The organism is Streptomyces durocortorensis, from assembly GCF_016901035.1.
Classification (GTDB): domain Bacteria; phylum Actinomycetota; class Actinomycetes; order Streptomycetales; family Streptomycetaceae; genus Streptomyces; species Streptomyces durocortorensis.
Genome location: NZ_JAFEUF010000193.1, coordinates 1 through 13,516 on the forward strand (window position 1 = coordinate 1; position 13,516 = coordinate 13,516).

Here is a 13,516-nt window from a genome sequence, read left to right on the forward strand (position 1 = left end):
GACTATAAAGGGTGGGCGAGGGCAGCGAAAGGCCCCCCGCCCCGGGGGTTGTGGAATTGCGCACGGGGTAACCCCCCGGGGGCGGGGGGGGGGGGGGGGGGGTGATAAGGCCGCCCCCCCCCCCGACCCAAGGGTGTGCACCGCCGCCGCCCCCCGCGCGGCGGCGGACGCGTCGGCTGCCCCGTAGCCGGATCCGGGGTCTCCGCCGGGCTCGGCAGGGCTGCCCGGCCACTCCGTACGACGTGTCACGGCCTAGCTCTTGGCCGCCGCGGTCTTGGCCGGCTTGGCCTTGGCTGCCGTAGTGGTCGCCGGCTTCGCCGCCCCGTCGGCCGCCGGTGCCGCGGCGGCGTCCGCGGCAGGCTCGCCCGCAGCGTCGTCCGGACGGACGCCGACGCCCAGCTTCTCCAGGATCTTCTTCTCGATCTCGTTGGCGAGGTCGGGGTTGTCCTTGAGGAAGTTGCGGGCGTTCTCCTTGCCCTGGCCGAGCTGATCGCCCTCGTACGTGTACCAGGCACCGGCCTTGCGGACGAAGCCGTGCTCCACGCCCATGTCGATCAGTCCGCCCTCGCGGCTGATGCCCTGGCCGTAGAGGATGTCGAACTCCGCCTGCTTGAACGGCGGGGCGACCTTGTTCTTGACGACCTTGACGCGGGTACGGTTGCCGACCGCGTCGGTGCCGTCCTTGAGCGTCTCGATACGGCGGATGTCGAGGCGCACCGAGGCGTAGAACTTCAGCGCCCGGCCACCGGTGGTGGTCTCCGGGGAGCCGAACATCACGCCGATCTTCTCGCGGAGCTGGTTGATGAAGATCGCGGTGGTCTTGGACTGGTTGAGCGCACTGGTGATCTTGCGGAGCGCCTGGCTCATCAGGCGGGCCTGCAGACCCACGTGCGAGTCGCCCATCTCGCCCTCGATCTCCGCACGGGGCACCAGGGCCGCCACGGAGTCGATGACGATCAGGTCCAGGGCGCCGGAGCGCACCAGCATGTCGACGATCTCCAGCGCCTGCTCACCGTTGTCCGGCTGGGACAGGATGAGGCTGTCGATGTCGACGCCGAGCTTCTTCGCGTACTCGGGGTCCAGGGCGTGCTCGGCGTCGATGAACGCCACCGAGCCGCCGAGCTTCTGCGCGTTCGCCACGGCGTGCAGCGTCAGCGTCGTCTTACCGGAGGACTCCGGCCCGTACACCTCCACCACACGGCCGCGCGGCAGCCCGCCGACGCCGAGGGCGACATCGAGGGCGGTCGATCCCGTGGGGATGACCTCGATGGGCTCGTTCGGCCGCTCGCCGAGGCGCATCACCGCGCCCTTGCCGAACTGTCGTTCAATCTGTGCGAGTGCGGCGTCCAGCGCCTTCTCGCGGTCGGTTCCTGCCATGGGTTCCACCCGATTTGCTTGAGTCGATCGCTTCACGTCACAGACGCTAACCCCTGCCACTGACAATGGGCCTCGACGTCCTCCCGACCTGTGGACAACTCCAGGGCCGGGCCCGGGAAAACCCGGCCGGTAACTCCATCAGAATGGATGTTCGATTTTGGTGTCAAGCGCACCACGCGGGAAGCGGCAGCGCGGCGGCGCAATGACCGGACACACGACAGGCAGGGTGACCTGCGACCTCTCGATCTCCCTCGACGGGTACTCGGCCGGGCTCGACCAGAGCGAACAGCGCCCGTTCGGCGACGACGGCGGCGACGGCCGGGGCGACCGGCTGCACTCCTGGATGTTCGTGACTCCGGAGCTGCGCCAGGCCGAGCTCGACCGGCTGGCGACGGTCGGCGCCTTCATCATGGGCCGCAACATGTTCGGCCCCGTGCGCGGTGCGTGGGATCGGCAGTGGAAGGGCTGGTGGGGCGACGATCCCCCGTACCACGCGCCCGTCTTCGTGCTCACCCACCATCCCCGCGACCCGCAGCCGATGGAGGGCGGCACCACGTTCCACTTCGTCACCGACGGCATCGAGTCCGCGTTCCGTCAGGCCCGCGAGGCCGCCGGAGACCGCGACGTGTCGATCCACGGCGGCGCGAGGACCGTCAACCAGTATCTCGCCGCGGGCCTGATCGACGAGCTGCGGCTGCACATCGTGCCGTTCACGCTCGGCGCCGGCACCCGCCTCTTCGACGGCGTGCCTCCCCTGGATCTGGAACAGGTGGAGACGCGCGCGGGGGACTCGGTGACCCATGTGACCTACAGCGTGCTGTCCTGAGCGGCCACCGACCGCCTGCGCAGTTCGGCGGATCACCCTATATTCGGTCGGTATGGGAGCGACGGTGGAACCGGGAGCACCCGGCGGAGAGCAGACGCCCCGGCCCGACCTGGCCGGCCGCGTGGCGCTCGTCGCCGGAGGCACCCGCGGGGCCGGCAGGGGCATCGCCGTCCAGCTCGGCGCCGCCGGGGCGACCGTGTACGTGACCGGCCGTACCAGCGGCTCCGAGCGCTCCGAGATGGACCGGCCCGAGACGATCGAGGAGACCGCGGCCCTGGTCGACGCGGCGGGCGGTCGAGGGATCGCCGTCCAGGTCGACCATCTGGTTCCCGACCGGGTCAGGGCCCTCGTGGCCCGCATCGCGAACGAGCAGGGGGCCCTGCACATCCTGGTGAACGACATCTGGGGCGCCGAGATCGAGTGGAACAGGCCGGTGTGGGAGTCGTCGCTCGACACCGGGCTGCGCACCCTGCGGCTGGCCGTCGACACCCACGCCATCACCAGCCACTTCGCACTGCCGCTGCTGATCGAGACACCGGGCGGCCTGGTCGTCGAGATGACCGACGGGACGGACGAGTACAACGGCTCCCGCTACCGCGTCTCGTTCTTCTACGACCTGGCCAAGGCCGCGGTGAACCGGATGGCCTTCGCTCTCGGCCATGAACTCGCGCCGCACCGCGCGACGGCCGTGGCGCTCACCCCGGGCTGGCTCCGGTCCGAGGCCATGCTCCAGGCCCACGGAGTGACCGAGGCCACCTGGCGCGACGCCGTCGCGCACGCGCCCCACTTCGCGATCTCCGAGTCCCCCGCGTACGTCGGCCGCGCCGTGGCCGCCCTCGCCGGCGATCCCGAGGTGGCCCGCTGGAACGGCAGGACGCTCTCCAGCGGGCAGCTCGCCCAGGTGTACGGCTTCACCGACGTGGACGGCAGCCGGCCCGACGCCTGGCGGTACCTGACCGAGGTCCAGGACCCGGGACTGCCGGCCGATGTGACCGGTTACCGCTGAGACGACCCGCTGCGACGGACGACCGCCGAGGCCGACTGCTGCGACCGGCTACGGCCGGGGCGACCCGTCCGACCTGCCTTCCGCTCCCCCGCGTCCGACGCCCCGGCGGCCGTACACCAGGCGGCGCATCCGCGACGGCAACGGCCTGCCTGACGCGCGGCTGCTCCCCCCGTGCACGCGTGGGTCGTCGGTGACGTCGTACCGCTTCACATAGGCGCCGAGGAACGCCTGGAGCGTGGCGATCGCGGGGATGGCGACCAGCGCTCCGACCGCGCCGAGCAGGGCCGTGCCGGCGATGACCGATCCGAAGGCGACCGCGGGGTGGATGTCGACGGTCTTCGCGGTCAGCTTGGGCTGGAGCACGTAATTCTCGAACTGCTGGTAGATCACGACGAACCCGAGCACCCACAGCGCGTACCAGGGGTCGACCGTGAAGGCGATCAGCATGGGCAGGGCGCCCGCGAGATACGTGCCGATGGTGGGGATGAACTGCGAGACGAGCCCGACCCAGACCGCGAGCGCCGGGGCGTAGGGCACCTCCAGGATCTCCAGCAGGATGTAGTGCGCGACCCCGGAGATCAGCGCCATCAGGCCGCGCGAGTAGATGTATCCGCCGGTCTTGTCGACCGCGATCTCCCAGGCACGCAGCACCTCGATCTGCCGGGCCGGCGGCAGGACGGAGCACAGGGCGCGGCGGAGCCGGGGGCCGTCGGCCGCGAAGTAGAAGGAGAACAGGAAGATCGTCAGCAGCCGGAACAGCCCGCCGAGCACCGTCGTGGAGACGTCGAGCACTCCGGTGGCGCTGTTCTGGACGTACTTCTGCAACCAGTCGGAGTGCAGCAGGCTGTCCTGGACCTCGACCCGGGAGAGTTCGGTGCGGAAGGTCTGGTTGACCCAGTTGATCACCGAGTCGATGTACTTGGGGAACTCGTCGACCATGTCGACGATCTGGCCCGCGAGCATCGACCCCAGCAGCACCACGAATCCGACGCCGAAGATCATCACGCCGAGGAAGACGAGGAACGTGGCGAACCCGCGGCGCATGCCGCGAGCCGCCATCCGGCCGACCGCGGGCTCGATGGCGAGCGCGAGGAAGAACGCGATCAGTACGTTCGTCAGCAACCCGATGAGCTGGTCGAACGCCCAGCTGCCGAGCTGGAAGCACGCGTAGAGCGCCAGGGCCAGTGCCATCGCACGCGGCAGCCAGCCGGGCATGCGGACCCCACCGGCGCCGGACGGCGGCGCGGGTGGTGCGGCCGGCGGAGCGGGCGGGGAGGCGGACGGCTGGGCCGGGGCGCTCTCGTCTGTCGATGACACGGGACAAGTCTGGCCTATGCCGTCGGCCTGCGGTCCCCCGCCCCGAATCGACCTCTGCCGTTCCTCTCCCGCCGGGAAAACGGCCCCACGGCGTTCAGCGCTTGTCCGCCGGGACGTCCATCGCGGTGCAGACAGCGCGCCACACGTCCTTGGCGTCCCAGCCCGCGTCCAGGGCCTCGTGCACCGTACGGCCGCCGAGTTCGGCCATCACATGGTCACGGGCGAAGGAGTCCGCGTACTCCGCACCGAAGTGGTCGGCCATCCGCTCCCAGAAAATCGTCAACCGCATGCCATCAGTATCCCGCTCCTGAGAGTGCAGCAGGTCCACCTGGCATGTGCCCGGCCTCTCCGCGCTCTACGGTCGGTCCATGGCTGGAACCGGAGCACACACCCTCGCCCGTGCCGAGCAGTTCATCTGGCTCACCGCCCGCGTTCTCGAACAGCGGAGGTTCGCCCACGCCTTCCTGGACGGAGACCCCGACGCCGTCGAGACGGCCCTGACCGCCTACCTCAACAAGGACGGCGGCTACGGTCACGCGCTGGAACCCGATCTCCGGGGCCCGGTCAGCCAACCGCTGCACACCGCCCATGCGCTGAGCGTTCTTGACTCGATCGACCGCTGCGACGGACAGCGCGTGGAACGGATCTGTCGCTATCTGACCGAAGTGTCAACCAAAGTAGGCGCACTGCCCGCTCTGCTGCCCACACAGCGCGGCTATCCCGCGGCCCCGTTCATCCCGATCGTGGACGACCCGCCCGCGGAGCTGCTCGCGACCGGCCCGGTCGTGGGGCTGCTGCACGGCAATCAGGTGTGGCACGCCTGGCTGTTCCGGGCGACGGACTTCTGCTGGAGCGCCGTCGAAGCTCTGGAGCAGTCCCATCCCTACGAGGTCGAAGCCGCGGTCGCCTTTCTGGACGGCGCCCCGGACCGGGTCCGCGCCGAGGTCGCGGCGGACCGGCTCGGCCGTCTGGTGCGCGAACAACGGCTCGCGGTCCTCGCCCCCTCCCGGCGGGCGGAGTTCCCGGTGGCGACGGGCTATGCCCCGGGCGAGCACCACTTCCCGCACGACTACGCCCGTACGCCCGGATCCCTGGCCCGCCGCTGGTTCACGGACGAGGAGCTGGAGCGCTCGCTCGACCACCTGGCCGCCGAGCAGCAGGACGACGGCGGTTGGCCCGTGACCTGGCGTCAGTGGGCGCCGGGAACCGCGCTGGAGGGGCGTCCGCTGGTCACGCTCAGGGCCTTGGAGACGCTCCGCTCGTACGGTCGCCCGCTCGGCTGACCGCTCCGGAGGCACGCGGCCCTCCGCTCGGCCGACCGCACGCCTCTTCGCCCTCGTTTCCCGGGCCCTCGGCCCGCTCAGGCCAGCGCGCGCACGCCCGCCGTTACCAGGACGCCCGCGCCGACGACGACCAGGAAGGGAGCGCGGAGGACCAGGGCGAGTGCCGCCGCGGCGAGACCGGCGGCGCGGGCGTCGAGGACGAGCTGCTGGCCGTCGCCGAAGGTCTGCTGCGCGGTGAGGGCCGCCAGCAGCGCCACGGGCAGCAGGGCGGCCATCCGCTGGACGAGCGGCCGCTCCAGCACGCCCGCGGGCACCAGCAGGCCCAGGAGTTTGGCGAGGTAGCAGCCCGCCACGGTCAGTCCGATGGCGATCCAGACGTTCATGAGAGCCGCTCACCCTTCTTCCGCTGTGTCGCCGACCCCTTCTCGGTGCCCGGTCCCCGCTTGGTCCGTCCCATGAGGAACAGCACGACGGGGGCCGCCAGCGCGGACAGCAGAACGGGCACCCCCGCCGGCAGCACGGGCAGCAGCGCCAGGGCCAGCAAGACGGCCAGCCCCGCCGTGACGCGTTCGGTGGTGCTCTTGAGCATCGGCGCGAGCAGCGCGAGGAACACCGCGGGGCTCGCCGCGTCGAGGCCCCACGCGTCGGTGTCGCCCAGCGCCTCGGCGCCCAGAGCGCCGACCAGGGTGGTGAGGTTCCACAGCACGTAGAGGGTGAGTCCGGTGACCGTGAAGCCGATGCGCGCGGCCCGCCGGGTGGGCTGGGGCAGGGTGACGGCGGTCGTCTCGTCGATCACCCAGTGGGCCGCGAACGGCCGTACCGCGCGGGGAAGAGCGAGCAACTGGGAGAGGCGCAGACCGTAGAACGCGTTGCGGACGCCCAGGAAGAACGCCCCGGCCGCGGCGGTGTAGGGGTTGCCGCCCGCGGCCAGCGCCCCGACCAGGGCGAACTGCGAGGCGCCGGTGAAGACGAGAAGACTCAGGACGCAGGTCTGGAGCAGGCTGAGGCCGGAGCCGGCGGAGGTGACGCCGAAGGCGAAGCCGGAGAGTCCGACGGCGATGCCGACGCCGAGCGCGTCCCGGACGACGGCCGCGTCCGGCTTGTCCGGTCGGATCTCGGCCGCCGGTCCTGGCGGACCGGCGGCTATGGCACCGGGCGTGCCGGTGCTCTCTGGGAGTGCTGTCTGTTCTGCCACGCCCGGAACGCTACGGGGATCATTCGGGCCCGGTCTTGTACGTTCTTGCACGTACCGCCGTACGTTCTTGCGTTTCGAGGCCCTCACCGGCTCGTCCGCGGCACTCCGCGCTCGCGCTGGTAGGCGCCCGGCGGTACCCCCACGATCCGGGTGAAGTGCCGATTGAGGTGCGGCTGATCCGTGAAGCCGACGGCGGTCGCGGCCTCGGCGGGGGCGACGCCGGCGTCGAGCATGCGGCGGGCTCTGCGCACCCGGGCGTCGGTGAGCCAGGTGTGGGGCGGCATCCCGTACTCCTTCTTGAAGGCCCTCAGCAACGCGAAGGGGCCGGTGCCCAGCTCGGCGGCGAGCGTCTCCAGCGTGGGCGGGTCGGCCATGCGCTCCTCCAGCGCGGCCCGGGCGCGTCCAGCATTTCGCGCGCCCCCGGCGTGCGCGGTCAGTCCGGGCAACGGGGTGCCGTGCCGGCTCAGAAGCCGGGTGACCAGCACCCGCAGCAGGCTGTCGGCGGCCAGGGCGTTGCCCTCCTCCGCCGCCCGGTGCACCTCGGTGATCAGCCGAGAGGCGTGGGGGTCGGTCACCCGGGTCTCGGCGAAGCCGACCGTGCCGCGCAGGGACGTCACCTCGGCCGCGATGTCGTTGATCACCTGGGCCGACGGGTAGAGCGTGGCGTACGCCCAGCCCTCGGGCGCCCCGGAACGTGCGGTGTGCGGCACCTCCGGGTTGATCATGACGACGGTTCCGGGGACCGCGTGGACCGTGCCGCCCGGCAGCCCCACGTCCTCCACCCCGCCGGTGACCGCCCCGAAGACGTAGCCCTCGTGGCTGTGCCGGGGGAAGGTGTGGCGGACGTACCGGGCGCGCAGCAGATCGAGGTCGGGCAGCGCGGCGTACTGCCAGTGCCGTGCCCATTCCTCCGTGCCGTCCGCTCCCGTCATGGGGGCCATTCTCGCAGGTCCTGGCCGTGCGCCACCCGCTGAGTGGGCCGCCGCGGGCGGTGTCACCGGCCCGATGTCAGTGGCGGGGTGCACGATGGGGGACATGACCGGATCCGCGCTCGACGCGTTCTCGCCCGCGACCCGCAGTTGGTTCGCCGGGGCCTTCAGCGCGCCCACCTCGGCGCAGGAGGGCGCCTGGCGGGCCATCGGCGAGGGCAGTGACGTGCTGGTCGTAGCGCCGACCGGTTCCGGCAAGACGCTGGCCGCGTTCCTCGCCTCGCTGGACCGGCTGGCCGCCGGGCCGCCGCCCGCCGACGCCAAGAAGCGCTGCCGTGTGCTGTACGTGTCTCCCCTCAAGGCCCTCGCGGTCGACGTCGAGCGCAACCTCCGTTCGCCGCTGACCGGCATCCGCCAGGAGTCGGTGCGCCTGGGGCTGCCGGAGCCCGAGGTGCGGGTCGGCATCCGGTCCGGGGACACCCCGCCCGCCGAACGGCGCTCCATGGTGACCAGGCCGCCGGACATCCTGATCACCACGCCCGAGTCGCTGTTCCTGATGCTGACGTCCTCCGCCCGGGACGCGCTGGCCGGCGTGGAGACGGTGATCCTCGACGAGGTGCACGCGGTCGCCGGCACGAAGCGCGGCGCCCACCTCGCGCTCTCCCTGGAGCGGCTCGACGAGCTGCTGCCCCGCCCCGCCCGGCGCATCGGTCTGTCCGCGACGGTCCGGCCGGTCGACGAGGTGGCGCGTTTCCTGTCGCCGCAGCGCAAAGTGGAGATCGTCCAGCCCCGCTCCACCAAGGAGTTCGACCTCTCGGTCGTCGTCCCGGTCGAGGATCTGGGCGAGCTGGGCGGCTCCCCCGCCACGGACAGCGACTCCGGCCAGGCGGACAAGCCCTCGATCTGGCCGCATGTCGAGGAGCGCATCGCCGATCTCGTCCAGGCGCACCGCTCCACGATCGTCTTCGCCAACTCCCGGCGGCTGGCGGAGCGCCTGTGCAACCGGCTGAACGAGATCGCCTACGAGCGGGCGACCGGCACGACCTTCGATCCCGACGATCCGGCCCCCGCGCTCCCGGAGGCCCACGCCCCGGCGGAGGTCATGGCCCAGTCCGGCGCGGGCAGGGGCGCCCCCGCCCTGCTGGCCCGGGCCCACCACGGCTCGGTCTCCAAGGAGCAGCGGGCCCAGGTCGAGGAGGACCTCAAGGCGGGCCGGCTGCCCGCTGTGGTGGCCACCTCCAGCCTGGAGCTGGGCATCGACATGGGCGCTGTCGACCTGGTGGTCCAGGTGGAGTCCCCGCCCTCCGTCGCCTCAGGCCTCCAGCGGGTGGGCCGGGCCGGACACCAGGTGGGCGCGGTCTCGACCGGAGTGGTCTTCCCGAAGTACCGGGGCGACCTGGTGCAGGCCGCGGTCGTCACCGAGCGGATGCGCGAAGGGGCCATCGAGGCGCTGCGCATCCCGGCCAATCCGCTGGACGTCCTGGCCCAGCAGCTGGTCGCCATGGTGGCCCTGGACAGCTGGCAGGCCGACGACCTGCTGTCCCTGGTGCGGCGGGCCGCCCCCTTCGCCTCGCTGCCCGAGTCGGCCTTCACCGGCGTCCTCGACATGCTCGCCGGACGCTATCCCTCCGACGCCTTCGCGGAGCTGCGCCCCCGCGTGGTGTGGGACCGCGTGGGAGGTACGGTCACGGGCCGCCCCGGCGCGCAGCGGCTCGCCGTCACCTCGGGCGGCACCATCCCCGACCGGGGGCTCTTCGGGGTCTTCCTGGCCGGGGCCGACCCGAAGAAGGGCGGCGGCCGGGTCGGCGAGCTGGACGAGGAGATGGTCTACGAGTCCCGCGTCGGCGACGTCTTCACCCTGGGCACCACGTCCTGGCGGATCGAGGACATCACCCGGGACCGGGTCCTCGTATCGCCCGCCCCGGGCGTTCCGGGGAGGCTGCCGTTCTGGAAGGGCGACCAGCTGGGCCGGCCACTTGAGCTGGGCCGCGCGCTGGGGGCCTTTCTCCGGGAGATCGGCGGCCTGCCCGAGGAGGACGCCCGGCTCCGGCTGCTCGCCGCCGGACTCGACGTCTGGGCGGCGGACAACATCCTGGCCTACCTGGACGAGCAGCGCCGGGCCTGCGGCCATGTGCCGGACGACCGGACGATCCTGGTCGAGCGGTTCCGGGACGAGCTGGGCGACTGGCGGGTCGTCGTGCACTCCCCCTTCGGCGCCCAGGTGCACGCCCCGTGGGCGCTCGCCCTCTCCGCCCGCCTCGGCGAGCGTTACGGCATGGACGCCCAGGTCATGCACGCCGACGACGGGATCGTGCTGCGGCTGCCCGACGCGGACATGATGGGCCTGGATCTGCTCGATTTCGACGCCCCGCCGACATCAGGGGCATCGGAGGCCGAGAACAGCGGACCGCCGCCGGGAGCTGTGGCGTACGACAGCGACCAGCCCCCGGTGACGGCGGCCGACGTCGTCTTCGACAAGGGCGAAGTCCAGCAGATCGTCACCGACCAGGTGGGCGGGTCGGCCCTGTTCGCCGCCCGGTTCCGGGAGTGCGCCGCGCGTGCCCTGCTGCTGCCCCGGCGCTCCCCCGGGAAGCGCACCCCGCTCTGGCAGCAGCGCCAGCGGGCCTCCCAGCTGCTCCAGGTCGCCTCGGAGTTCGGCTCGTTCCCGATCGTTCTGGAGGCGGTCCGCGAATGCCTCCAGGACGTGTTCGACGTCCCCGGGCTCACGGAGCTGATGGGCGATCTGGAGGCGCGCCGGGTCCGGCTGGTCGAGGTGACCACCCAGGAGCCCTCCCCCTTCGCCCGCTCGCTCCTCTTCGGTTACGTCGCCCAGTTCCTGTACGAGGGCGACTCCCCGCTCGCCGAGCGGCGCGCCGCCGCCCTCTCCCTGGACTCCCATCTCCTCGCCGAGCTGCTGGGCCAGGCGGAGCTGCGGGAACTGCTCGACCCCGAGGTCCTCACCGAGCTGGAGCGGGAGCTGCAGTGGCTCACCGAGGACCGGCGCATCAAGGACGTCGAGGGGGTCGCCGACCTGCTGCGCGTGCTCGGTCCGCTGACCGACGCCGAGCTGGCCGAGCGGGGCGCCGAGCCGTCCTGGGCACCGGAGCTGGCGACGGCCCGCCGGGCGATCCAGGTCCGGATCGCGGGCACCGACCGCTGGGCGGCGATCGAGGACGCGGGCCGGCTGCGCGACGCCCTGGGCACCGCGCTTCCGGTCGGCGTCCCCGAGGCATTCACCGAGCCGGTGAAGGATCCGCTCGGCGACCTCCTCGCCCGGTACGCGCGGACGCACGGCCCGTTCACCGCCGCCCGGGCAGCCGAGCGCTTCGGGCTCGGCACCGCCGTCACCGACGGAGCGCTGCAACGCCTCTCGGCCTCCGGCAGGACCGTCCAGGGCGAGTTCCACCCGGCGGGCATCGGCCAGGAGTGGTGCGACGCCACGGTGCTGCGCCGGCTCCGCCGCCGTTCGCTGGCGGCGCTCCGCCAGGAGTTGGAGCCCGTGCCGCCCGCGGCCCTGGCCTCCTTCCTCCCCCAGTGGCAGCACTTCGGCTCCCACCGGCTGCGGGGCATCGACGGGCTGGCCCGCGCCGTCGAGCAGCTCCAGGGCGCGCCCGTGCCCGCGTCGGCGCTGGAGAAGCTGATCCTGCCGAGCCGGGTGATGGGCTACGCCCCGGCGATGCTCGACGAGCTGACGACCACCGGGGAGGTCGTCTGGGCCGGGGCGGGGGCGCTGCCCGGCAAGGACGGCTGGGTCTCCCTCTACCTCGCCGACAGCGCGCCGCTGCTCCTGCCTGCCCCGCACCCGCTGGAGCTGTCGGCGCTCCACGAGTCGGTGCTCACCACACTCTCCGGCGGATACGGCCTCTTCTTCCGCCAGATCGCCGATCAGGTCCGGGCCACCACCCATCCGGAGTGCACGGACCAGCAGCTGGCCGACGCCCTGTGGGACCTGGCCTGGTCCGGTCGGCTGACCAATGACACCCTGGCCCCGCTGCGTTCGCTCCTGGGCTCGGGACGGACGGCGGGCTCCACCGCCCACCGCTCGCGGCGCAGTGTCCCGCGCGGGCGATACGGCTCGCTCACCGCCGCCGCCCGCCCCGCGTCCCGCACCGGCCCGCCGACGGTCTCGGGCCGCTGGTCCCTGCTCCCCCCGGTCGAGCCGGAACGGACCCACCGGGCCCACGCCCTGGCCCGCACTCTCCTCGACCGGCACGGCGTGGTGACCCGCGGCGCGGTGCAGGCCGAGGGGGTGGAGGGCGGCTTCTCCGCGACGTACCGCATCCTGGCCGCCTTCGAGGACAACGGGCAGGCGCGGCGCGGCTATGTGGTCGAGGGTCTCGGGGCCGCCCAGTTCGCGATGGACGGCGCGGTGGACCGACTGCGGGCGGCCTCCACGGCGCGCGACCGCCGGGATCCGGACACCGCCCCCCAGGCCCTGGTGCTGGCCGCGGCCGACCCGGCCAACGCGTACGGCGCGGCACTGCCGTGGCCGGAGTCGCCGGACGGGGCCGGACACAAGCCGGGCCGCAAGGCGGGGGCGCTGGTGGTCCTCGTCGACGGCGAGCTGACGCTCTACATGGAGCGCGGCGGCAAGACCCTCCTGGCCTGGCCGTCCGACCCGGAGGCCCCGGCCCTGAGAGCGGCGGCCGAGGCCCTGGCCGACGCGGCCCGCGCCGGAGCCCTGGGCACGGTGACGGTGGAGCGGACGAACGGCGTCTCCGCCCTCACCTCGCCGCTGGGCCGGACGCTGGAGGCGGCCGGGTTCCTCGCCACCCCGAGAGGCCTGCGCCTGCGGGCCTGACCCGGGTCATCGGGCCCTGCCGCGGCCGATCGGCGGCCCCGGACCCACGCACAACCGCCCCCGCGCACCCATCATGGAGGCATGCCCGAAGGAGACACCGTCCTCCAGACCGCCACCCGGCTGCACGCGGCGCTGGCGAGGCGGGTGCTGACCCGGTCGGATCTGCGCGTCCCCCGCTTCGCCACCGCCGACCTCACCGGCCGGACCGTCCTGGACGTCACCGCGCGCGGCAAGCATCTGCTGACCCGGATCGAGGGCGGCCTGACCCTGCACAGCCACCTCCGGATGGACGGGGCCTGGCGGGTGTTCGCGCCGGACGAGCGCTGGCGGGGCGGCCCGGTCCACCAGATCCGCGCGATCCTGGGCAACGCGGAGCACACCGCGGTCGGCTACCGGCTCCCCGTGCTGGAGCTGCTGCGCACCAGCGAGGAGGACCGGGCCGTGGGGCACCTGGGGCCGGATCTGCTCGGCCCCGACTGGGATCCCGGCCTGGCCCTGGACCGACTGCTCGCCGCACCGGACCGCCCCCTCGGCGACGCCCTGCTGGACCAGCGCAATCTGGCGGGCATCGGCAACGTCTACAAGTGCGAGCTGTGCTTCCTGGCCCGCGTCACCCCCTGGCTCCCCGTGGGCGCCCTCCCCGACGGCGTGCTCCCCCGCCTCGTCGCCCTCGCCGAGCGCCTCCTGCACGCCAACCGCGACCGCCCCACCCGCACGACGACGATCACCTCCGAACTCCGTACGGCCCCGAGCGAAACCCCGGGCCCCGCGCGGGACGGGGG

At 72.9% G+C, this 13,516-nt stretch carries 11 protein-coding genes; 5 read left to right on the forward strand and 6 right to left on the reverse strand.

The features are described from left to right. Positions 1-252: 252 nt before the first annotated feature. On the reverse strand, positions 253-1,377 hold the full coding sequence (gene recA / locus JS521_RS27140; RefSeq protein WP_205085596.1) for a recombinase RecA: 1,125 nt from the start codon (positions 1,375-1,377) through the stop codon (positions 253-255). 202 nt (positions 1,378-1,579) lie between these two features. On the opposite strand from recA, the gene JS521_RS27145 reads away from it, so the two are divergent. Then, complete coding sequence (locus JS521_RS27145) at positions 1,580-2,203, forward strand: dihydrofolate reductase family protein (RefSeq protein ID WP_205085597.1); 624 nt, start codon at positions 1,580-1,582, stop codon at positions 2,201-2,203. A gap of 52 nt (positions 2,204-2,255) precedes the next feature. Continuing rightward, a complete protein-coding gene (locus JS521_RS27150; RefSeq protein ID WP_239487893.1) occupies positions 2,256-3,209 on the forward strand; it encodes an SDR family oxidoreductase in 954 nt (317 codons plus the stop codon). 48 nt (positions 3,210-3,257) lie between these two features. Here the strand turns inward: JS521_RS27150 and JS521_RS27155 are convergent, their stop codons facing one another. Beyond that, entirely contained in the window at positions 3,258-4,424 is a 1,167-nt protein-coding gene (locus JS521_RS27155; RefSeq protein ID WP_205085606.1) for an AI-2E family transporter, read from the reverse strand. Between the two features lie 196 nt (positions 4,425-4,620). Beyond that, a complete protein-coding gene (locus JS521_RS27160) occupies positions 4,621-4,815 on the reverse strand; it encodes a DUF3046 domain-containing protein (RefSeq protein WP_205085598.1) in 195 nt (64 codons plus the stop codon). 79 nt (positions 4,816-4,894) lie between these two features. On the opposite strand from JS521_RS27160, the gene JS521_RS27165 reads away from it, so the two are divergent. After that, positions 4,895-5,809 (forward strand): hypothetical protein, encoded by a 915-nt coding sequence (locus JS521_RS27165; protein WP_205085599.1) that lies wholly within the window; start codon positions 4,895-4,897, stop codon positions 5,807-5,809. 77 nt (positions 5,810-5,886) lie between these two features. On the opposite strand, the gene JS521_RS27170 is transcribed toward JS521_RS27165, so the two are convergent. The 3 genes from JS521_RS27170 to JS521_RS27180 all read right to left on the reverse strand — a co-directional run bounded on the left by JS521_RS27170 (position 5,887) and on the right by JS521_RS27180 (position 7,936). Beyond that, the gene (locus tag JS521_RS27170) at positions 5,887-6,192 is read right to left on the reverse strand and encodes an AzlD domain-containing protein (protein WP_205085600.1); all 306 of its coding nucleotides are present in this window, start codon (positions 6,190-6,192) and stop codon (positions 5,887-5,889) included. After that, positions 6,189-7,004, reverse strand: coding sequence for an AzlC family ABC transporter permease (locus JS521_RS27175; RefSeq protein ID WP_205085601.1), 816 nt, complete (start codon positions 7,002-7,004; stop codon positions 6,189-6,191). Before JS521_RS27175 ends, JS521_RS27170 begins: the two co-directional genes overlap by 4 nt. 83 nt (positions 7,005-7,087) lie before the next feature. Then, the gene (locus JS521_RS27180) at positions 7,088-7,936 is read right to left on the reverse strand and encodes an AraC family transcriptional regulator (protein ID WP_205085602.1); all 849 of its coding nucleotides are present in this window, start codon (positions 7,934-7,936) and stop codon (positions 7,088-7,090) included. A gap of 103 nt (positions 7,937-8,039) precedes the next feature. Here JS521_RS27180 and JS521_RS27185 point away from each other — a divergent pair, with 103 nt between their 5' ends. Both JS521_RS27185 and JS521_RS27190 read left to right on the forward strand, forming a co-directional pair. Further along, positions 8,040-12,734, forward strand: a complete 4,695-nt coding sequence (locus JS521_RS27185; RefSeq protein ID WP_205085603.1) for an Lhr family ATP-dependent helicase — start codon at positions 8,040-8,042, stop codon at positions 12,732-12,734. An 81-nt stretch (positions 12,735-12,815) separates the two neighbouring features. Next, the coding region (locus JS521_RS27190) for a DNA-formamidopyrimidine glycosylase family protein (RefSeq protein WP_205085604.1) at positions 12,816-13,516 on the forward strand (701 nt) is incomplete at its 3' end.

Bases quoted from the DNA above. Each gene is read 5' to 3' on its own strand.
- recA (WP_205085596.1), bottom strand. From the start codon at position 1,377: ATGGCAGGAACCGACCGCGAGAAGGCGCTGGACGCCGCACTCGCACAG.
- JS521_RS27145 (WP_205085597.1), top strand. From the start codon at position 1,580: ATGACCGGACACACGACAGGCAGGGTGACCTGCGACCTCTCGATCTCC.
- JS521_RS27150 (WP_239487893.1), top strand. From the start codon at position 2,256: ATGGGAGCGACGGTGGAACCGGGAGCACCCGGCGGAGAGCAGACGCCC.
- JS521_RS27155 (WP_205085606.1), bottom strand. From the start codon at position 4,424: ATGCCCGGCTGGCTGCCGCGTGCGATGGCACTGGCCCTGGCGCTCTAC.
- JS521_RS27160 (WP_205085598.1), bottom strand. From the start codon at position 4,815: ATGCGGTTGACGATTTTCTGGGAGCGGATGGCCGACCACTTCGGTGCG.
- JS521_RS27165 (WP_205085599.1), top strand. From the start codon at position 4,895: ATGGCTGGAACCGGAGCACACACCCTCGCCCGTGCCGAGCAGTTCATC.
- JS521_RS27170 (WP_205085600.1), bottom strand. From the start codon at position 6,192: ATGAACGTCTGGATCGCCATCGGACTGACCGTGGCGGGCTGCTACCTC.
- JS521_RS27180 (WP_205085602.1), bottom strand. From the start codon at position 7,936: ATGACGGGAGCGGACGGCACGGAGGAATGGGCACGGCACTGGCAGTAC.
- JS521_RS27185 (WP_205085603.1), top strand. From the start codon at position 8,040: ATGACCGGATCCGCGCTCGACGCGTTCTCGCCCGCGACCCGCAGTTGG.